Source organism: Chitinophagaceae bacterium (assembly GCA_016710165.1).
GTDB lineage: Bacteria > Bacteroidota > Bacteroidia > Chitinophagales > Chitinophagaceae > Ferruginibacter.
In genome coordinates this window covers 498,085-518,717 of sequence record JADJLJ010000002.1, presented here as the reverse complement: position 1 = coordinate 518,717, position 20,633 = coordinate 498,085, and the positions used below count along the sequence as shown (strand labels likewise).

At 46.2% G+C, this 20,633-nt stretch carries 23 protein-coding genes; 9 read left to right on the top strand and 14 right to left on the bottom strand.

Annotated features, from left to right (window positions below):
* Positions 1-72 precede the first annotated feature (72 nt).
* The 3 genes from IPJ02_12710 to IPJ02_12700 are packed head-to-tail and all read right to left on the bottom strand — an operon-like array spanning position 73 to position 2,199.
* Positions 73-1,095 (bottom strand): hypothetical protein, encoded by a 1,023-nt coding sequence (locus IPJ02_12710; GenBank protein ID MBK7376383.1) that lies wholly within the window; start codon positions 1,093-1,095, stop codon positions 73-75.
* The gene (locus tag IPJ02_12705) at positions 1,070-1,645 is read right to left on the bottom strand and encodes a hypothetical protein (GenBank protein MBK7376382.1); all 576 of its coding nucleotides are present in this window, start codon (positions 1,643-1,645) and stop codon (positions 1,070-1,072) included. The genes IPJ02_12710 and IPJ02_12705 overlap by 26 nt, the downstream gene beginning before the upstream one ends.
* Entirely contained in the window at positions 1,642-2,199 is a 558-nt protein-coding gene (locus IPJ02_12700; protein ID MBK7376381.1) for an RNA polymerase sigma factor, read from the bottom strand. Before IPJ02_12700 ends, IPJ02_12705 begins: the two co-directional genes overlap by 4 nt.
* A 302-nt stretch (positions 2,200-2,501) precedes the next feature.
* Here IPJ02_12700 and IPJ02_12695 point away from each other — a divergent pair, with 302 nt between their 5' ends.
* The 4 genes from IPJ02_12695 (at position 2,502) to IPJ02_12680 (ending at position 6,175) form a co-directional block, all read left to right on the top strand.
* Positions 2,502-3,686, top strand: a complete 1,185-nt coding sequence (locus IPJ02_12695) for an acyl-CoA dehydrogenase family protein (GenBank protein ID MBK7376380.1) — start codon at positions 2,502-2,504, stop codon at positions 3,684-3,686.
* Positions 3,687-3,755: 69 nt separating this feature from the next.
* Positions 3,756-4,649: a 3-hydroxybutyryl-CoA dehydrogenase gene (locus tag IPJ02_12690; GenBank protein ID MBK7376379.1), complete on the top strand. Its 894-nt coding sequence runs from the start codon at positions 3,756-3,758 to the stop codon at positions 4,647-4,649.
* Positions 4,650-4,798: 149 nt separating this feature from the next.
* Positions 4,799-5,551, top strand: a complete 753-nt coding sequence (locus IPJ02_12685; GenBank protein ID MBK7376378.1) for a class I SAM-dependent methyltransferase — start codon at positions 4,799-4,801, stop codon at positions 5,549-5,551.
* A 9-nt stretch (positions 5,552-5,560) separates the two neighbouring features.
* Positions 5,561-6,175: a YdeI/OmpD-associated family protein gene (locus tag IPJ02_12680; protein MBK7376377.1), complete on the top strand. Its 615-nt coding sequence runs from the start codon at positions 5,561-5,563 to the stop codon at positions 6,173-6,175.
* A 2-nt stretch (positions 6,176-6,177) separates the two neighbouring features.
* Here the strand turns inward: IPJ02_12680 and IPJ02_12675 are convergent, their stop codons facing one another.
* The 4 genes from IPJ02_12675 to ribD are packed head-to-tail and all read right to left on the bottom strand — an operon-like array spanning position 6,178 to position 8,530.
* Entirely contained in the window at positions 6,178-6,507 is a 330-nt protein-coding gene (locus IPJ02_12675) for an MmcQ/YjbR family DNA-binding protein (protein MBK7376376.1), read from the bottom strand.
* Positions 6,508-6,510: 3 nt separating this feature from the next.
* The gene (locus tag IPJ02_12670) at positions 6,511-6,852 is read right to left on the bottom strand and encodes a DUF962 domain-containing protein (protein MBK7376375.1); all 342 of its coding nucleotides are present in this window, start codon (positions 6,850-6,852) and stop codon (positions 6,511-6,513) included.
* Between the two features lie 38 nt (positions 6,853-6,890).
* Positions 6,891-7,496: a YigZ family protein gene (locus tag IPJ02_12665; protein MBK7376374.1), complete on the bottom strand. Its 606-nt coding sequence runs from the start codon at positions 7,494-7,496 to the stop codon at positions 6,891-6,893.
* The gene (ribD, locus tag IPJ02_12660) at positions 7,493-8,530 is read right to left on the bottom strand and encodes a bifunctional diaminohydroxyphosphoribosylaminopyrimidine deaminase/5-amino-6-(5-phosphoribosylamino)uracil reductase RibD (GenBank protein MBK7376373.1); all 1,038 of its coding nucleotides are present in this window, start codon (positions 8,528-8,530) and stop codon (positions 7,493-7,495) included. Before ribD ends, IPJ02_12665 begins: the two co-directional genes overlap by 4 nt.
* Positions 8,531-8,596: 66 nt before the next feature.
* On the opposite strand from ribD, the gene prmC reads away from it, so the two are divergent.
* The gene (gene prmC / locus IPJ02_12655; GenBank protein ID MBK7376372.1) at positions 8,597-9,445 is read left to right on the top strand and encodes a peptide chain release factor N(5)-glutamine methyltransferase; all 849 of its coding nucleotides are present in this window, start codon (positions 8,597-8,599) and stop codon (positions 9,443-9,445) included.
* Here prmC and IPJ02_12650 read toward each other — a convergent pair.
* The 3 genes from IPJ02_12650 to IPJ02_12640 form a co-directional block, all read right to left on the bottom strand.
* Positions 9,438-9,800: a biopolymer transporter ExbD gene (locus IPJ02_12650; protein MBK7376371.1), complete on the bottom strand. Its 363-nt coding sequence runs from the start codon at positions 9,798-9,800 to the stop codon at positions 9,438-9,440. The two genes, prmC and IPJ02_12650, sit on opposite strands and share 8 nt — an antisense overlap.
* A gap of 104 nt (positions 9,801-9,904) precedes the next feature.
* On the bottom strand, positions 9,905-10,579 hold the full coding sequence (locus IPJ02_12645; protein ID MBK7376370.1) for a MotA/TolQ/ExbB proton channel family protein: 675 nt from the start codon (positions 10,577-10,579) through the stop codon (positions 9,905-9,907).
* A 318-nt stretch (positions 10,580-10,897) separates the two neighbouring features.
* A complete protein-coding gene (locus IPJ02_12640) occupies positions 10,898-11,824 on the bottom strand; it encodes an SPFH domain-containing protein (GenBank protein MBK7376369.1) in 927 nt (308 codons plus the stop codon).
* A gap of 207 nt (positions 11,825-12,031) precedes the next feature.
* Between IPJ02_12640 and IPJ02_12635 the strand changes: the two genes are divergently transcribed.
* The gene (locus tag IPJ02_12635) at positions 12,032-13,303 is read left to right on the top strand and encodes a divalent metal cation transporter (GenBank protein ID MBK7376368.1); all 1,272 of its coding nucleotides are present in this window, start codon (positions 12,032-12,034) and stop codon (positions 13,301-13,303) included.
* Between the two features lie 63 nt (positions 13,304-13,366).
* On the opposite strand, the gene pepT is transcribed toward IPJ02_12635, so the two are convergent.
* On the bottom strand, positions 13,367-14,626 hold the full coding sequence (gene pepT, locus IPJ02_12630) for a peptidase T (GenBank protein MBK7376367.1): 1,260 nt from the start codon (positions 14,624-14,626) through the stop codon (positions 13,367-13,369).
* A 129-nt stretch (positions 14,627-14,755) separates the two neighbouring features.
* Positions 14,756-15,184 (bottom strand): peptidylprolyl isomerase, encoded by a 429-nt coding sequence (locus tag IPJ02_12625; GenBank protein MBK7376366.1) that lies wholly within the window; start codon positions 15,182-15,184, stop codon positions 14,756-14,758.
* 111 nt (positions 15,185-15,295) lie between these two features.
* Here IPJ02_12625 and IPJ02_12620 point away from each other — a divergent pair, with 111 nt between their 5' ends.
* Positions 15,296-16,537: a DUF1343 domain-containing protein gene (locus IPJ02_12620; protein MBK7376365.1), complete on the top strand. Its 1,242-nt coding sequence runs from the start codon at positions 15,296-15,298 to the stop codon at positions 16,535-16,537.
* 54 nt (positions 16,538-16,591) lie between these two features.
* Positions 16,592-17,503 carry a methionyl-tRNA formyltransferase gene (locus IPJ02_12615; GenBank protein ID MBK7376364.1) on the top strand — a complete coding sequence of 304 codons (912 nt, stop codon included), beginning with the start codon at positions 16,592-16,594 and terminating at the stop codon, positions 17,501-17,503.
* A 19-nt stretch (positions 17,504-17,522) separates the two neighbouring features.
* On the opposite strand, the gene IPJ02_12610 is transcribed toward IPJ02_12615, so the two are convergent.
* Positions 17,523-18,500 carry a LysM peptidoglycan-binding domain-containing protein gene (locus tag IPJ02_12610; protein ID MBK7376363.1) on the bottom strand — a complete coding sequence of 326 codons (978 nt, stop codon included), beginning with the start codon at positions 18,498-18,500 and terminating at the stop codon, positions 17,523-17,525.
* Positions 18,501-18,556: 56 nt separating this feature from the next.
* The gene (locus IPJ02_12605) at positions 18,557-19,957 is read right to left on the bottom strand and encodes an RNA methyltransferase (GenBank protein ID MBK7376362.1); all 1,401 of its coding nucleotides are present in this window, start codon (positions 19,955-19,957) and stop codon (positions 18,557-18,559) included.
* A 76-nt stretch (positions 19,958-20,033) separates the two neighbouring features.
* Between IPJ02_12605 and IPJ02_12600 the strand changes: the two genes are divergently transcribed.
* Positions 20,034-20,633: a hydrolase gene (locus IPJ02_12600; protein MBK7376361.1), complete on the top strand. Its 600-nt coding sequence runs from the start codon at positions 20,034-20,036 to the stop codon at positions 20,631-20,633.

Below are 20,633 nucleotides of genomic sequence, written 5' to 3'. Positions count from 1 at the left end.
TGTCTTATAAAACTACAAAGTGCCGGTAACTGAACACCGGCACTTTATGATTCATGGCTATATATTTACGAGCTAGGTCCTGGACTTATCCTTTGTTTTATTTTTTCCCTTATCCTTCATGTCTTCCTCGGAGGCTTCGCCCACGATGATCTTGCTAAAACTGCTCTTTACTTTAACCGGTACTGTACCGCCCCCGGATTTACCGGAATATTCATGGTCGAATTTGGGTCCATACCTGTTGTCTTCATCCTTGTCTTCGCCGCTTGTAAACTTCACATTACTGGTATTTTTAAAAGAGCCAAAACTGGTAGAGATGGTATAAGAAGCCGCTAAATTACCCAGTGGCTTAAGATTCACGGTTGAATAGGATGTTTTCAGATCAAGGCTGGTAAGGTTATTGTCAAGACTCAATCGAACATTATTGCAGAATTCAAGATTCAGCTTTACATCTCCTGATAATTTAGAAATAGTAACAGCCTTTGAAAACTTAATGGTCACGGGAGCACTGTTAATATTAACCAGGTTAGCTTCTCCAAACTCAATATGAATACTCTTAATACTGGCCAAATTACCTGCTTTGAGTGAGCCGAATTTGCTGGTCAGGTCCACTTCCCCTTTGAAATCCGGGATGATGATCCCCCCGAAATCATTCTGTACTTTCAACGGGTTGTTCTCCGGCATTGAGATGGTATAGTTAATCTCCATACTGCTCTTTTCGCCCTTGCTGTTGTTCACGTCTTTCGTCTCTGTTTCAAACGAGATGTCCTTTCCGCTCCGGGCATCGGTAACGGAGATCCGGTCGATCATCTTCTGCGCCAGGGCCTCGGTATTGGCGGTAACTTCAATATCCACATCCACCTTGATCTCGTTGCGGTTCCAGGTATTTACTTTTACAGAGCCGAAGGCATTCTTGATGTTGAGTTTGTCAGAAGAAGAAACGTTGTACGATTTGTTTACGCTTTTCTTCTTTACGAACTCGTACTTTTTCTTGTTCTCGTTCCTGTTGTCGTTGTCATTTTCCTGTGCAAACAGGTTTGCCTGCAGCATCAGCACCAGCGGCACCAGGAGCTTAAATGGCTTGATCAATCTTTTCATGGCTGTTCTTTTTTGATTGTTTGATTTGATTAATGATGTTTAATTGCTGATTCAGCACACTGAGCTGCAGCTGCAGGTTCTGGATCATGGCTTCCAGCAGCATTTCCCGGTTGGGGGCTGCAGTCAGCTGACTTTTCAAGGTATTGTAGGAACTATCCAATTGGTCAAGGTCGTTGGTGAACTTCCGGTAAAGTTCCGGTTGCTCGGCTGCCAGTGTTTTCAGCTCTTCCTGCTTCATGTCGATCATTTTCACAAACTGGTTCATCTCGGGCGTAAATGATTCTGGTCCGTCAGCACCCGTTCCTTCCGGGCCGGATGACACGGTCTCTACCGGCGCTTTTTTATCACCCACCAGAAAATAAACCCCGGTGGAAATGACCAGCATGGCCGCCGCAGCCATCGTCCATTTATAAAGCGGGCGTATGACCGGTCTTTTCTCTTTCCTGGATGAAAAAGAATCTTCTATATTCTCCCACACTTTTGCAGACGGAACCCTGTCGTCGAATTCATTGCGGTTGTCGTCAATAAATTGTTTCAGTTTTTTGCTCATATCCCTTCTTTTAAAAGTTGAAGTAATTTTTGTTTTGCCCGGATGAACTGCGAACGGGTGGTTGATTCGGCCACATTCAGTATCTCCGCAATCTCTTCGTGATCGTATCCTTCCAGCAGGTACAGGTTCAAAACGGCCCGGTACCCGTCCGGAAGACGTAGGATGGCTTTCTTCACCGATTCCACCCTGTATTCCATCTCCGCTTCATCATAAGGCAGTTCCTCCGCACTGTCGTAACCCGCAACCTGTTCCATATCCACCCAGTTGATCCTTCGTTTTTTTAGCTGGCTGATGGACCGGTTCACACATATCTGCTTCAGCCACCCGCCAAAACTCGTGCGGTACTCGAACCTTCCCAGGTTCTTAAATGCCTCCATAAAACTTTCCTGTAATACATCCTCCGCTTCGGCCGCATTGCCGAGAAAACGCAGGCAGGTATTGAACATGGCTTTGGAATAACGCTGGTACAATTCCTTATACGCCAGGCTGTCTCCCCGCAGGCAGCGTTCTATCAGTTCATCTTCGCCTGCCTGCCGGTAGGCAGGTTGTGGCATTACAGCTAATTCCAAAAGTTCAGTGTTTATAATAAAGAGACAAGGCTTTTTCGTTCATGTTGCATCCGGTGATTATTTTTTTTCCGTCCAACCCCGGCAGTCCCAATGGCTATCGGGATACAACCCTGTCGATAGTTAAAAAAACAAAAAATTTTCTTCTGATTTAAGCTAATTATATTTGCGGGGATAGAATCGATGATAACACGGATCTATCCCGGTTTGAACGGATTTTAATCTACTCTTAGCCGGGTTTACGGATTAACCATTTAACGGATTTACGAATTAACCAATTAACGATAACGATGGCTGCCAAGACAGACAATTTTCAATCTCCCGATTACTTTAATGTAGATGAACTTTTGACCGAAGAGCATAAGTACATCCGGGAAAGTGTACGCAACTATGTAAAGAAAGAGATCTCCCCTATCATAGAAGATTATGCCCAGCGGGCTGAGTTTCCGCAACAGATCGTAAAGCAGATGGGCGACCTGGGTTGCTTCGGGCCAACCATACCGGAACAATATGGCGGCGGCGGGCTGGACTACATAAGCTACGGCCTGATGATGCAGGAACTGGAACGGGGCGACAGCGGTGTACGGTCAACCGCCAGTGTACAGGGAAGCCTGGTGATGTTTCCCATTTATCAATACGGAAGCGAAGAGCAGCGTAAAAAGTATTTACCCAGGCTGGCAAGCGGTGAATGGCTGGGTTGTTTTGGGTTGACCGAACCCAATCACGGCAGCGACCCCAGCGGCATGCTAAGCAATATTAAAGATGCCGGCGATCATGTGATATTGAATGGTGCAAAAATGTGGATCAGCAATGCGCCTTTCAGCCAGGTGGCAGTGGTATGGGCGAAAGATGAAGCCGGTGATATCAGGGGTATGATCCTTGAGAGAGGAATGGAGGGTTTCAGTACGCCAACCACACATGGCAAATGGAGCCTGCGTGCCAGTGCAACCGGTGAACTGGTCTTTGACAACGTGAAAGTTCCCAAAGAGAATATCTTCCCAAATATTAAAGGATTGAAAGGTCCGTTGGGCTGCCTGACCAAGGCAAGGTATGGCATTGCCTGGGGGGCCATCGGTGCTGCCATGGATTGTTATGATACGGCGCTGCAATACAGTAAAGAAAGGATCCAGTTTGGTAAACCGATCGGAAGTTTTCAACTGCAACAGAAAAAATTAGCGGAGATGGTAACCGAAATAACCAAGGCCCAATTGTTGAACTGGCGGCTTGGCGTACTGATGAACGAGGGAAAAGTTACCCCGCAACAGGTGAGCATGGCAAAAAGAAATGCCTGTGAAGTGGCCACCAATATCTGCAGGAATGCAAGGCAGATGCTGGGCGGCATGGGCATCACCGGCGAATACTCTGTCATGCGCCACATGATGAACCTGGAAAGTGTGATCACGTACGAAGGAACACACGATATTCACCTGCTGATAACAGGCATGGATGTGACGGGGATCAATGCGTTTAAATAGTTGATCGGTTAATCCGTAAATCCGTTAATTGGTGCAATTCGTTTTAATTCGTGTAATAAAATAGAAGTTATGATAAAGAATGTAAGTGTCATCGGCGCCGGCACCATGGGAAACGGCATCGCCCATGTATTTGCCCAATCAGGTTTTACCGTGAGCCTGGTAGATGTGAACCCCTCGCAACTGCAGCGGGCTATGGATACCATCCATAAAAACCTCGACAGGCAGCTTGCCAAAGGATCCATTACGGAAGATCAGAAAAGATCCACCCTGGCAAATATCTCTATTACATCGGTCATATCCGAAGGTGTAAAAGATGCAAACCTGGTGGTGGAAGCGGCTACTGAAAACGTAGAACTGAAATTATCTATTTTTGAACAGATCGATACGCATGCACCCGCCGGGTGTATCCTGGCAAGCAATACCTCATCTATCTCTATTACTAAAATTGCTGCGGTAACCAAAAGGCCGGGCATGGTGATCGGCATGCATTTCATGAACCCGGTGCCGGTAATGAAACTGGTGGAGATCATCAACGGCTATGCAACCAAAAAAGAAGTTACAGCCACCATTGTTGAATTAAGTAACCAGTTAGGCAAGATCCCCTGCACGGTGAACGATTACCCGGGCTTCATTGCCAACCGCATATTAATGCCCATGATCAATGAGGCCGTTTACAGTTTGTATGAAGGCGTTGCCGGGGTGGAAGAGATTGATACGGTAATGAAACTGGGAATGGCTCACCCGATGGGACCTTTGCAGTTAGCCGATTTCATTGGCCTCGACGTTTGTCTCAGCATCTTACATGTATTGCATGATGGTTTCGGCAATCCTAAATATGCCCCCTGCCCTTTGCTGGTGAATATGGTACAGGCAGGCAGGCTGGGTGCAAAAAGCGGGGAAGGATTTTACGTTTACACAGCAGGAAGCAAGGAACTGGTGGTGAGTGAGCGGTTCAGAAATTAATGGTGCAGGTATTTTCGCTCAACTAATTTAAAGTGCCGGTCAGATGACCGGCACTTTTTTTCTTGTATATCTTGTGTAAAAAAAGAACAACCATGCCGTTCACCTAAAAAAATAAATTTCTACCTTAACTATCCAACCACGCATTGAATATGGATAGAAAATACTGGGAAACGATCGCTCCCAAATACGAAACGGAGATATTTGATGTATTGCGCAATGATACATCCGGGAGCATTGTAGCCGCTATTGAAGAAATGGCTTCTCCCGACAAAACGGTGATGGACATTGGTTGTGCCGTGGGAAAATGGCTTCCGGTGCTGGCACCTAAATTTAAAACGGTGATCGCTGCAGATATCTCGGCAAAAAATTTACAGATCGCAAAGGAAAAATACCCCGAATATACCAATGTCGAGTACAGCCGCATGGATTTTTCAGCCGACGACCTGACCGTTACCCCCTGTGATACCGCAATCTGCATCAATGCCATCCTCACCGGTTCACTGGAAAAAAGGATCAATTTCTTCCAGGCGCTCTCGCTTTGCCTGCATGCAGGCGGCGAACTGGTACTGGTGGTCCCTTCACTGGAATCAAAATTATATGCCAACATCATTGCCGACCGGTGGAATGTAGATGATGCAGAGAATGATGTACTTCCTGCGGGCAAGGAGGCCACCCAAAAGATCAGCAACATCCGCCAGGGGGTTACTGATATCGACAATGTACCCACCAAACATTATCTAAGGGAAGAACTGCAGTTGCTGCTTACCCTGGAGGGTTTTCAAGTAAACCTCATCCAGAAAATAAATTACGGCTGGAATACCGAATTTCATAAACCACCCAGGTGGTTGAAAGATCCATATCCCTGGGACTGGATGTGTACTGCCAGGAAAAAAATTAATTAATCTTATACGATGGCAAAAAAAGAGAAGGCACTGGATGCCTACGTCGCCAAATCAGCTGATTTTGCAAAACCCATTTTAAATCATATCCGCGAGCTGGTACACAAGACCTGCCCGGAGGTGGAGGAAAAAATGAAATGGAGCTTTCCGCATTTTGATCACAAAGGCGAAATGATGTGCAGCATGGCTGCATTTAAACAACATGCCGTATTCGGGTTCTGGAAAGCAGTACTGATGAAGGACCCGGTCCTGGTTGAAAATGCAAGATCCGAAACTGCCATGGGACATTTAGGCAGGCTTACATCCGTAAAAGACCTTCCTTCCGATAAAAAGATGATCGCCTGGATAAAAGAGGCCATGAAACTGAACGAACAGGGAATAAAAGTCGCTAAGCCCAAACCAGCTGAAAAGAAAGAACTGGTCGTTCCGGATTACTTTGTAAAAGCGCTGAATAAAAACAAAAAGGCAAAACAGGTTTTTGACAATTTTGCCTACTCCCACAGAAAGGAATACCTGCAATGGATCACGGAAGCCAAAACAGAAGAAACCCGGAATAAACGGATGGCCACTGCCCTGGAATGGATCGCTGAAGGAAAAGGAAGGAACTGGAAATACGAACGGAAATGAGTTTACTTCTTTGCTTTAGCAACAAGGCTGTACGAATCGTCTATCATCTCCATTAATTGTTTTGCAGACAACCTGCCATCCACCATAATGGTATTCCAGTGCTTTTTATTCATGTGATAGCCGGGCAAAACCGAATCCGGATGATCTTCTCTGAGCTGGATCGCTTTTTCAGGATCACATTTTACATTGAACTGTAATGGGGAACTATCCAGCCCGGCTAATAAGAAAAGTTTTCCATTTACCTTAAACACAAGGGTATCTTCGCCAAATGGAAAACCTTCCGTAACAGAAGGTTTTTGCAGAACATATTCACGGATGGATTCAATATTCATATATCAACCGATCGTTTTCCTTGCTTCTTCCAGTTTCTTACTGATCTGCCCGGTGAGCATGTGCCAGAACATCACGAAGTCGCTACCCAGGCTGAACAGGGGATAGGTAAATGTGGCCGGCTTGTTCTTCTCGATAAAAAAATGCCCTGCCCAGGCAAAACCATAACCACAGACAGGTACCAGGGCAAGCATCCACCATTTTTGTGTTGCAATGGCAACCACCAGTATAACCAGCAAACCAGCTGTACCGATAAAATGAAGTGTACGGTTTTTTACATCCCCATGCTCAGTGAGGTAGTAGGGATAAAAGCTCCAGAAGCTTTTATATTTTTTTTCTGCTGCCATGGGGATCTATTTTTCAGAAAATTACAAATTCCGGTTCATTATCCGCATTTTTTAACGACAACGTTCTGCAGGTCTTTCAGCTTATACAGCACTTCCTCCAGCCGGTTTTTTGGAATACCGGCCTTCATGACACAGAACAACTGCATTTCCTTTGAAATAACCGTACAGTTGTACTGCTTTATGATCATCATCACTTCATTCATCCGGGTATAATCAAACTCGATGGTATGAACCACCTCAACCTGTTTTTGAATAACCGGTGTTACCTGTAATGCCAGGGCCGTGGCTGTTTTATACGCATTGATGAGGCCGGGTACACCCAATAAAGTACCTCCCCAGTAACGCACCACGATCACTGCTGCATTGGTGATCCCCTTGCTGTCGATCTGCCCCAGTATGGGTTTGCCTGCCGTACCGGATGGTTCCCCGTCATCGCCGGAACGGAAACTATTTCCATCGGTTCCGATGCGGTAAGCAAAACAATGATGCACCGCCTTGGGATGTTCTTTCTTTAAACGCTGCAGCTGTGTTTTGAAATCATCTGCCGATTCAATAGGAAATGCATACGCAATGAATTTGCTTCCCCGGTCCTTGAATTCAGCGCTGGATGGTTTCTCAATGGTAAAATAAAAGTCTTCGCTCATTCCTTATCCGGGTTTGCCTGCCTTGTAAAATAAGAAATAACATCCGTATCCATTTTTTCTTCCCGCAACAGTACCATATTTTTTAAAACCGGCGCTTCAGGCCCGTTGCCAATTGTCAGATGCCGGTTACATAGTACCCTTGCTTCGTCCCACAACCCTGCATCAATGAACGACTGTAAAAGTTTGGTCCCTCCCTCCACGATCACCGATTGCAGCTTTCTTTCATATAGAACCAACAGCAACTGTTTCAGAAGATCTTCGTTCCTGCCCAGTTGCTGATAATGCAGCTTTCCCTCATCTCCCGTTTTTAAGTAATTGAATATGATCGTGTCCCCACTACCGTCAAAAAGTTTCAGATAAGCCGGCAATTTCAATTCCTTATCGATCACCAATCTTACAGGACTCTTACCTGGCCAGTGCCTGGTTGTTAAGGAAGGATCATCCCTCAAAGCGGTATTTTTTCCCACCAGGATGGCGGCTTCCTCACTCCTCCATTTATGGACAAGCCGGTTACTGAATTCATTGCTGATCAGTATTCTTGATGTGCCGGCTCCGGCAATTTTCCCGTCACTGCTCTGCGCCCATTTTACTATTATATAGGGCCGCTTCCGGTCATGAAAAGTAAAAAAGCGCCTGTTCAGTGCAAGGCTTTCTTTCTCCAAAACGCCCACGGTAACCTGTATGCCGGCCGCTTCCAGTTTTTCTATCCCCTTTCCATTCACTTCATTAAAACTGTCGCGGCAGCCAATGACCACGGCGGGAATTTTATTTTCTATAATAAGACCGGTACAAGGGGGTGTTTTACCAAAATGAGCGCAGGGTTCAAGCGAAACATACAAAATGCTTCGTGCGATCAGCTCTTTGTCGGCAGCGCATACACTATTTATGCAGTTCACTTCGGCATGTGCCTCCCCATATTGCCGGTGATAACCTTCACCGATGATACTGTCTTTGTATACAAGCACAGCCCCTACCATCGGGTTGGGTGCTGTATGGCCTGCACCCGATCCTGCCAGTTGCAGGCAGCGTTGCATATATTGTTCGTGTGATGACAAGGGACAAAAATAAGCAACCAAAAATAAACTATGTTTGCGCCGGTGATGATAAAAGAACTATACCGGAATTTTTTACTGCAGTTGCAGAAGGTTTACAGCCTTGGCGAGGCCACCAACATAACCGACTGGGTATTTGAAAAAAAAGTTTCCCTGAAACGGACGGATATCATAAAGAATCCCAATAAACGGATAACTCCTGCTGCTGATAAGCTTATCCAGGAGGCGCTTGGGGAATTACTGACACATAAGCCCGTACAATACGTATTGGGTGAAGGCTGGTTCTACCACATGAAACTGAAAGTGAATGAACACGTACTGATCCCCAGGCCCGAAACAGAAGAACTGGTGGAACAGCTCATCAAAGACAGGAAGTCGAGGCTTACCGACCCGGCCATACTGGATATTGGTACCGGCAGCGGCTGCATACCCATTGCCATAAAGAAATACTTACCCGCAGCCATCATCACCAGCATGGAAATCAGCAGGCAGGCCATTGACCTGGCAAAAGAAAATGCAGCTATGCACAATGCCCATATCCACTTTGTTCACCTGGATTTTTTAGATGAAAAGAACTGGCCTGCCCTTCCCCTGTTTGATATCATCATCAGCAACCCGCCCTATATCCCGGTTAATGAAAAAGAGAAATTAGACAGGAATGTTACAGACTTTGAACCACACCTGGCCTTGTTTGTCCCGGATGGGTCCCCGCTGATATTTTATGAGAAGATCGCCGCTTTCGGAAAAACAAACTTACTGCCCAACGGGAAGATCTACCTGGAAACACATGAAGACCTTGCCAATGATGTTGCAGCCTTATTCAGGAAGGATTATCAAACGGTGATGATAAAAAAGGATATGTACGGGAAAGAAAGGATGGTATTAATTACTATTTGATATTGGCCGCCAGTTTTGCCTTCGCCCTTTTAGCTGCTTCCATAATGCGGAATGCCTTGCCGTAATAAGCGGCCGTATCCACATTCAGGATCACGGTTGGCGTATCCACGTATTTTTTGCTCAGCTCCACCTGTTTCTTCAGCAACGAATCGATATAGATCATGTCGATCAGTTGGGTGCCAATGTATACCTGCTGATCTTTGGTGACCGTAACCACAATGGTCTGGTTAACCCGCGTATCGCTCTTTCCCCGGGGGTTGGTAACCTTCACCACGTTTGGATTTGCCAGCGTGGATATCAGCAAAAAGAACATCAGCAGTATGAACAGCACATCATTGAGCGGACCGGCGTCCACTTCATTATGACTGTCTCTTAATCTTTTCTTAAACTCATAATACTATTTCATTCTTGTGAGCTCACAACGTGGCAACGTTACAAACGTTTAAACGTTGCAACGTTTTATCGTGTCGGTTCCTGCAGGATATCAATAAAATCAGCGCTGGCCGATTCCATTTTATTCACTGTTTTGTCGATCTGTGTATTCAGGTAGCTGTACCCCAAAAAGGAAAGGATACCGATGATGAGGCCCGTTGCCGAGGTGATCATCTTCACGTACATGGCATCGGCAATATCGTTGATGGACGGGTTGGCTGCCGCTGCAAAATCCCTTAACAGCATAACCAGGCCGATGATGGTACCCACAAAACCAAACAGGGGCGCTATACGGGCGATCACCGAAAGCACCGGCAGGTTCTTTTCCATTTTATATATTTCCAGCTTGCCTACATTGTCCATGCTTTTTTCAATGGCATCAATGGGTTTGCCGATACGCTGAATTCCCTTGTCGATCATTTTCGCCACCGGGTGGCCGGTATTCTTTGCCAGGCTGCGGGCAGCGGTCACATTACCGGTGACGATATGATCCCGGATAATGCTCATGAAATTATCTTCGATCTTGCTTGCTTTGCGGATGGCGATCAGCCGTTCAATGAAGAAAAAAATGGCCAGGGCGAAGAATATAGCCAGGGGGATCATCAAAACGCCGCCTTTAACCAATAGAGAGAACAAAGATTCCTTTCCTGCCGTTGAAGTGCCGAGGGCCACACTATCAACCTGTAACAAAATATTAAACATGGATGCCGGTTTTAATGGTTGCTTGTTTCCTTTCGATAATTATGCCAAAATTGTTTATTTCTGCAATGAAACGAAACAAAGTTACAATAGCTGCATAACAAAATGTTAATCTTATATTTTATCCTGCATACCTGAACCACAACCTGTCCCGCCAATGGCATGGATAGACACATAGAAAACAATAGAAATGCACATAAACACTTCCATGTCTTTGGCAGACACGATTTCTTAAACACATGTCTGTACCGGGTTACAGGCAGGCTGCTTAAATAAAAAGCCCCGGAATATCCGGGGCTTCAATGCTATAACGGGCTTCTTTTACTTTTTTGATTCCATCTGCTGCATGGCCATGATCTGCCGCATGGTCTTTTCCATTCCGTCGCTGCTGCCGTCCAGAAAGATCACATTGCCCTTTCCATATTCAGCAAAATTCTTGATGGCTTCTGTCCACATACTGAACAGGATTACATTGGTATCCAGGTTGGCCTGCTTCATTTCGGCAGCTGCCTGGCTCATGCCCTTGGCCACTTCTTCCCGGAATAAAGCCACCCCCTGGCCTCTTAACTGTGCTGCCTGCCTTTCCGCTTCTGCAGCGATCTTGATGGAATTGCCTTCTGCCTCTGCAGCTTTTGTTTTGGTGATCAGCAATGCCTGGCCTTCATTTTCCGCAGCAGCTTTCAGGTTATTACTGGCCACCACCTTGCTCATACTGTCAATGATGGCCTGGTCAAACGTAATGTCATTGATCTGGAGGTCCTGCAGATGGTAGCCCCATTCTTCCAGCGATGTATCCACATGTTCTTTCACAAATTCCACAATATCCCTTCTCAGTCCAAGTATCTCCGATTGGCGGCGGGTGGCAACAAAAGCCCTGATATTGCCTTCAATGGTACGAACCAATGCCTGCATCAGGTCCTTATCGCTGATGAATTTAAAAGCCACTTTCTGTATCGTTTCATCATTGGCGTTCTGCACGGAATATAAGAGCATTGATTTAAAATAAACATTCGCCTGGTCAATGGTAACCGCCTGGAATTCCAGCTCCACCGAGCGGTTCTGGATACTTACTTTTTTGAATATCTGCTCCAGGAAAGGTATCTTAAAATTCAGGCCGGGACGAAGGATACGGCGGTATTTACCAAACATGGTGACCACACCGATAAAACCCTGGTTGATGGTCACAAAGCAACCCAATAAAGCAAATACCAGTACGATCAGCCACCAATACTCTCTTAATAATTCCATAGTAGTAAAATTTAAACTGAAGGTAGAAATTTTTTGGGTAGCCGGAAGAAAATATTTGCCCTGCTTCATCTAAACAGGGTTCTTCATTTCCGGAAACCCGGCAACCTTTCTGAATGCCAAAACATTCCTGATAAGTGCAGTCATTCTGGGTTCATCTTCTTAAATTACAGGCTGATTGCTTACCCGGCACAAAGAAGTCATCCAAACATGAGTACTGAAAAGAAAAGACCGAACAAATTCGCACGTTTCTGGAAACTGCTGGGTCCGGGGTTGGTAACGGGCGCCAGCGACGATGATCCATCGGGCATTGCAACCTATTCACAGGCCGGTGCAGCATTCGGCCTTTCCACGCTCTGGACATCCATCGTGGCTTTTCCGCTCATGGCATCCATCCAGCAGATGTGTGCAAAGATCGGGTTGGTCACCTCCCAGGGATTGACCGGAACACTGAAAAAAAATTATCCAAGGCCGGTTTTGTACCTCATGCTGCTATTCAGTTTCCCGGCCATCGTAATGAATATCGGCGCCGACATTGCAGGGATGGGTGCGGTAGGAAACCTGCTGTTCCCTTCCATTGATGCAACTTATTTCAGTGTGCTTTTCACCATCATACTCCTGGGCCTTATCATCTACCTGCCCTACCAGAAAATTGCTGCTTCATTAAAATATATGTGCATCGTCATGCTGGTTTATTTTATTGTTCCGTTCCTCTACAAACAGGACCTGCTGGAGATCCTTACCTCCACTTTTATTCCAACCATCAAATTTGACAAGGATTTTATCGCCATACTGGTGGGCATACTGGGCACCACCATCTCGCCCTATCTTTTCTTCTGGCAGGCATCGGTGGAAGTGGAAGAGATGAAGCATAAGAAAAAACACCTGATGGTTGACAAAAAGATCATCCACGAAATGAAACAGGATGTGGATTTCGGGATGTCTTTTTCGGGCCTTGTCATGTTCTTCATCATTCTTACCACCGGGACCGTGCTGTTCAAAGGGGGCATTCACCAGATCGACACCGTTGAACAGGCCGCGATGGCCCTGAAGCCGTTGGCCGGGAACCTTGCGTATCTCCTTTTTGCGATCGGGGTGATCGGTACCGGGCTTATCGCCATACCGGTATTATGTGGTTCCCTTTCCTACATCTTTGCAGAGACCTTTGGATGGGAACAGGGCCTCGATAAAAAATTTCATGAAGCAAAAGCATTCTATGTCATCATCGCCGTTTCACTGATCCTTGGTCTCTCCTTGAATTACATAGGCATCTCTCCGGTCAAAGCACTCCTCTATACCGCCATACTTTATGGTTTGACCTCTCCTGTCCTGATCGCCATCATCCTTCATATTTCCAATAACAAAAAGATAATGGGCGAAAATGTGAACGGAAGAACATCAAACATTCTTGGCTTTGCCGCATTGATCATCATGACGGTTGCTGCAGCTGCGTTGTTCTACCTGCAATTACGTGGAGAATAGAACAAGAAATTTTGAATATCACGGAGTCTGCCCATTCATCATTCAGTATTCCTTGTTCCTTGCTCAATATTCCTTACTCCGTTCTTCCCAGATCATCGCCAGGTGCACGATGGTCTCGGCTGCCTTGGCCATATCCTTTGTCCCGATCCATTCCAGTTTGCTGTGAATGTTCTGCATGCCGGTGAAAATATTCGGGCAGGGCATACCAATATAACTGAAGCGGCTGCCATCGGTGCCACCACGGATGCTTTCTTTTTTTATGTTCAACCCGGCCCGTTGTATGGCTTCTTCTGCATAAGCAACCACCTGCGGGTGTTTGTCAAGTACTTCCTTCATATTCCGGTATTGCTCCTGCACCGTATATTCCATTACGGCCCCGGGAAATTCAGCAACGGTATCTGCTGCTATTTTCTTCAGTCTTTCATGGTGCTGCAGTAAACCCGCTACGGTAAAATCCCGTACAATAAATTGCAGGCTTGTTTTTTCTGCAATGCCGTTAAGGGTGGTAGGATGCACAAAACCCTGTCTTTTTTCCGTTGTTTCCGGGCTCCATTCCTGTTTCGGTAATGCATCCAGTATGGCGCCTGCCACTTTCAGCGCATTCACCATTTTATCTTTTGCATAACCCGGGTGAACGATCACGCCATGTATGGTGATGACAGCCCCATCTGCACTGAATGTTTCATCTTCCAGGCTTCCTGCCTCGCCGCCATCCAGCGTATACCCAAACTGTGCACCCAACTTCTGCATGTCCACCCTGGCAGTACCCTGTCCCACTTCCTCGTCGGGGGTAAATAAGATCTTTATATCGCCGTGTTTTACGGCCGGGTTCTGTACAAAGAATAATGCTGCTTCCATAATGGCTGCCACACCGCTTTTGTCATCGGCCCCCAGCAAGCTGTTGCCGCTGGCGGTAATGACGCCGCTGTTGAGATGATTCTTTAAATAGGGCGAATCACTCATCCGCAGAACCTGCGCCGGGTCATCCGGCAGAACAATATCCCTGCCATCATAATAGCGGTGAAGGACCGGTTTCACATTGGTACCGCTGCAGTCGGGCGCAGTATCCACGTGTGCGCAAAAGCAAATGGCCGGAATATTCTTTTTGCCGCTGTTGGAAGGAATGGTTGCATACACATATCCAAACGCATCGGTGGAAGCATCGGTGATGCCCATGCCGAACAGTTCTTTCAGCAGGAGTTTACTCAGGTCCTTTTGTTTTTCGGTAGTAGGATGTGCAGTACTGGCCGGATCACTCTGTGTATCAATCTGTACATAGCGCATAAAACGGTCGGCAATACTATCCGGGCTTATCTGTATCATAGCTTAAAAGTAATAAGTTAAAAGTTGTAAGGTATAAGTTAAAAGTAAAATTAGAGAATACGCTACAAAAAAAGGCGGCCTGCAATTGCAGGCCGCCTTAATTATTACTTAGTACTTACAACTTATTACTTACCCTATCTCCACCAACTCAATATCAAATACCAACTCCTGCCCGGCCAGAAAATGATTGGCATCCAGTACGATCACGTCTTCCCTGATCTCTGTAACGATCACCGGGAAAGGCTGACCAGCCTGGTTGCTCAACGTAAGCTGCATACCCGGTTCCAGTTGCATATCCGCAGGTACATTCTCTTTTGGAAAATTAATGATGGCTTCTTCCAGCCGGGGGCCATACCCTTCTTCGGGTGAAATATTGATCGTTTTCTTTTCGCCCAAACTCATTCCGGGCATGGCTGCATCAAACCCTTTTATCATTTGCCCGGCGCCTACTGTAAATTCCAGCGGCTCCCTGCCGGCCGAGGAATCAAACTGCTCACCGCTTACTAATTTACCCGTGTAGTGTACTTTCACTACATCTCCTTCTTTAACCTGTTGCATAAAATTTTGTTTTGATCCCCCGCTGCAAGCGGGGGGAAAGATTATAAATAGTGTGCAAATTAATATATAAACGGAAGCAGCTATTAAAAATATTTTAAGCAACTTTACTTCATGAAAAGAATATTGCCTGCCCTGATCGTCTTGCTTTCCGGTCATTTTGCCGTTTCCGGACAAGAGGCAAATAACCAATCAGTTATAACCGGCGCCGACCGGATGCATGTCTATCTTCCCATGCTGAAGGGGAAGGCTGTAGCCGTTTTTGCCAACCAGACCAGCCTGGTAAACGGTACCCACCTGGTGGATACACTGATAAAAAGCGGCATCAATGTGGTGAAGATATTCGGGCCGGAGCATGGCTTCCGGGGTGATGCCGATGCCGGGGAAAAAGTGAGTGATGCCAGGGATACAAAAACCGGGCTGCCGGTGATCAGTTTGTATGGGAGTCACAAAAAACCGACCCCAGACGATCTGAAAGACGTGGATGTGCTGATATTCGACATACAGGATGTAGGGGTGCGGTTCTATACTTTCATTTCTTCCCTACAATATTATTTAGAAGCCGCCCTGGAAAATCATAAGCCGTTGCTGATACTTGACCGCCCCAACCCCAATGGATTTTATGTGGATGGCCCGGTACTGGATACCAGCTTTAAAAGTTTTGTCGGCATGCAACCCATTCCCATTGTATATGGCATGACCATCGGGGAATATGCACTGATGCTTACCGGGGAAAACTGGTTATCGGCAAAAGCAAATGCCATCAATGCCTATAATATAACTACGGAGCCTACCCCCGATACGCCCTTTCATGTGCAGGTGATCAAATGCAAAAATTACGACCACAAGACCCGGTACATACTTCCGGTAATGCCCTCCCCCAATTTAAAAGAGATGCAAAGCATTTACCTGTATCCCTCCACCTGTTTCTTTGAAGGCACGGTGTTGAGTGAAGGCAGGGGAACGGATAAGCCGTTCCAGATCTTTGGGCACCCTTCTTTACCAAATACCTTATACGCCTTTACACCAAAACCAAATGCCGGTGCCAAAAACAGCAAATGTTTTTTCCAGCGATGCTATGGGTGGAATTTAAGCGGAACCAATGAAGAAGTATTAAAGAACCTCCATGGACAGATCCAGTTGAAATACCTGATAGAAGCATACCGCTTATTTCCCGGCAAGGATACTTTCTTCCTGAAAAATAATTTCTTCAACAAACTGGCCGGCAACGATATTTTGATGCAGCAGGTAAAACACGGGGCCACCGAGAAAGATATAAGAAGAAGCTGGGAAGTGGAACTGAAGGTTTTTAAGGCGATCCGGAAAAAATATTTACTGTACGAAGATTTTGAATAGCATTTGATGACAACAAACGATCCGGGTAAGTTTACAGACTTACGTATAGTGTTTATGGGCACGCCTGAATTTGCTGTTGCATCACTTGATGCATTGGTAAAAGCAGGATGTACTATTGTGGGTGTAATCACAGCGCCGGATAAACCTGCCGGCCGGGGAATGGAAATACAGCAAAGCGCTGTAAAAAAATATGCGGTAGAAAATAACCTGCACATTCTTCAACCCGAAAAATTAAAGAACCCTGAATTTTTAGAAGAACTGAGATCTTTGAAAGCCGATCTGCAAATAGTTGTTGCATTCCGGATGTTACCCGAAGCGGTCTGGAATATGCCACCCATGGGTTCGGTAAACCTGCATGGCTCCTTACTGCCGCAATACCGCGGCGCCGCCCCCATCAACTGGGCGGTCATCAATGGCGAGAAAGAGACCGGTGTGACCACCTTCAGACTGAAACACGAGATTGACACCGGCGATATCCTCTTACAACAACGCTTTCCAATTGCTGAGAACGAAACCTCCGGTGAAGTGCACGATAAGATGAAAGATATCGGCGCACAACTATTGGTAAAAACGATCAGGGGATTGGCAGAAGGAACAATACAGGAGTTACCGCAGGATCCGGGACCCGGGATCCGGGACCAAAAAATCCGTCACGCCCCGAAGCTATCCACAGAAACCTGCCGGATAGATTTTTACAAAAAAACAGCCGAAGTGCATGATCTCATCCGTGGCCTCTCTCCCTTTCCAGGTGCGTTCACCAGTTTCAACGGCAAAACACTCAAGATATACCGGACCGAAAAAGAGCCGGGTACCACCAGCTCATCGCCCGGCAATTTTGAGACCGATAAAAAGACCTTCTTAAAATTTGCCTGTGCCGATGGCTATGTACAGGTGAAAGAACTGCAACTGGAGGGAAAGAAAAAAATGAACATGGGGGATTTTCTCCGGGGATATCATTTTCCATAAAACATACCCGGGTCCATACTTATTTTGAATAACTGATATTGCAGCCATAATTATTTTCAGCAACTCCCAGTTCATTGGCAGCAGCATTGCTGATGAGGATGAGCAGGCCGTCATTCTGCTTCAGGTCCGGCATTATATCCAGCACTTTTGCGTATACGATCTTACCGGTGGAAGTGGAAGCTATTTTGATGATGGTACCCGGGCTTGCGTTATTATAAAGGCAGTAATACTTTCCATCATTCCAGCCGCTGGTGCTCTTAAATACACCGAACGACCCCTGTTCATTGACCACATTCCAATTGCTGCTTTGTGATTCAAACAATGCCTTAAAAGCACCCCCCTTACTATTTTTTCCGGCTACATCTGTTATTGCCGGATCTGTTTTTTCTGTCCCCTTTACTACATTCGCCGGTTCTTTCTTTACCGTTTCGGCAACAACCGGTTTTGCTTTTTCTGTTTTTTCAATGGCTGTTTTTTTGAGATCTGCTGTTGCTTTTTTATAGCCAACAACCAGGTTCGCTCCTTCATTCACAGCATCGCCGGTAAGGTTATTCCATTTTTTAAGATCATCTATGGTTACTCCCGGGTACAGGGTGCTGATGTGATACAAGGTTTCTTTCTTACCTACTTTATGGTAGACGGGGGTTCCGGTCTCTTCGTTGGTCTCTGCTTTGGTTTCCGACTTTACTGCCGGGGGTTGGATCAGGGTTTCCTCCTTTTTTACAGGTTCCGTTACCTGTTTTACTGGCGGTGCTACCTGGTCAAGCGTGGTGCCTTTTGGCGGGATCTTTAATACCTGCCCGATGGTAAGGCCTTTATCATAATCAATGCTGTTGTAATTGGCAAGCACCCTGCCGTTCACTTCATACAGGCGGCCAATGCTGCTGAGGTTTTCTTTCGGGCCCACCGTATGCATCTTCACCGGTTTTATTTCGATACCCTTTTGTGCAGCAGCAAAAAAAGGCAGCAAAAAAAGTACGAACAGAATTTTTTTCATCTTTCAAAGGAGTTGTGTCTGCAAATATGCAAAAATTAGTTGGTTTATTCCGACAATCACCTGTTAAGAATACGCCATGGAGCCGGGTAATGGTTATTGATGCGGTTTGCCAGGACTTTTACCCAGCCAATGGGTAAAGCCCGGAACGTGACCAATGCCCAGCCTTTATATTCCGTTTCGATCTTTATTTCATCACGCCGCAGGTATTGCAGGGCGGTTTCTTTGTCTACTTCAAACCGGGCAACTGATGGACCGATGAGCGTACTCACCGCCAGTTCATGCGCCGGCACCAGTTCTTCCCGGATGATGGCACCAATTTTTATGCCTGCTTTTTTTATATAGAGTGCTGATCGCATCAAAGCAAGGGCATCTTCCATGGTTGCCGGGATGGCCAGCACCTCCTCCTGCTGTTTGATGAATACAAGATCATCTGCATCATTCAAGGATCGTTTTATAACCTCTCTCTCCCTGGCTGTAACTCCATCAACCGGCTTTTTTGCTTTTGTCCTGAGCGGAGCCGAAGGATGTTTTTTGACCTCATTCTCCTCCTCATTTACCCGGCCTTTTTTAAATGCTGCAATGAAAAATCCCTCTCCCTTCACCTTCTCCGGATAAAAACGGTATCCGAACGAATTGTATTTTGCTGAAACGGTTTCAACGATCCCCTGGTTCTCCCGAACTGTCAATTGCAAACTGTCCGCTGCAAACTCCTCCACCAGCCAATCTGCTATTTCTTCATCTTCATCCTGTGAATAAGAACAGGTAGAATAAATAAGGATCCCTTCTTCTTTCAACGCCGGCATCACATCCGCCAGTATCCGTTGCTGGCGCTGGGCACAAAGCTGTACATTGTTCTCGCTCCATTCCGAAATAGCATCCGGGTCTTTACGAAATAAACCACTCCCGCTGCAGGGAGCATCCACCACGATCACATCAAAATAATTCTCCAGCCGCTGGAAATCCCTGGGGTCATTATTGGTAACGATCACATTGGCTGCCCCCCATTTGGTCATATTCTCCGACAGGATGTTCACCCTTGCCCTGATCACTTCATTACTTACCAGTAAACTGTCCTTTGAGATAACGGACTGTATCAATGTTGATTTACCACCCGGCGCTGCACAGAGATCTAATACTTTTACAGGCTGGGCAAGATCTACCGTTTGTTTCAACACTTCTTCCAGGAACATACTGCTTGCTTCCTGCACATAATAGGCGCCTGCATGAAAGAGCGGGTCAAGTGTGAAAGAAGGACGTTCGGTTAAATAGAAACCGTTTGAGCACCATGGAACTGGATCCCGGATCCCGGATCCAGGATCCGGGATCCAGGATTTGTTTGGATTCATTCTCACTGAAGTGATCTGACCACCCTGCTGATGTACCGATATAAAAGCTTCTTCATTAAAGCTTTCCAGGTTACGCAACGACCGGATCAATTCTGCTGGTAGGCTGTTCAACGATGATAATTTTAATATGCGGCTGAAGTTAGCTGATAATTTTTATTTTCGCAGACACTTATTCAACCAACGCACCATGTCATTATTGTTAAACCGCACTGTTTTTGGAAACCCTGTAAATGCCGGCAATGTTTTAAGCCGGGAAGAGGCATACCGGTTATTTGCCGACTGGGTAAAGAATGAACGGCTTCAACTGCACATGAAGCAGGTGGCTTATTTAATGAAATGCTGGGCTGCTGAAAAAGAAGGCCTGGATGAAGCAGGCCAATGGCGCTGGGAAATGGCTGGCCTGCTGCATGATGCCGACTGGGACCAATGGCCCGACCTGCATTGCAAAAAGATCATTGAAGAACTGGAAGCCCGGAATATTGACCCGGAGATCATAAGAGCGATTGCCAGTCATGGGCCCAATCATTTTGGCGTGGAGCCTGAAACCAAAATGGACAAAATGCTTTTTGCTTTCGATGAACTGAGTGGTCTGACCCATGCCTATAGTTTAATGCGGCCCGAAGGATATGCCGGCATGGAACTGAAAGGCATTAAGAAACGTTTCAAGGAAAAAGCCTTTGCTGCCAACGTGAACCGGGATGAGATCGTGGATGCTATGCAACGGGCAGGTGTGGAACCGGAGACGATTATGCAGTTTATTATTGAACGGCAGGGAGAGGTAAAATAA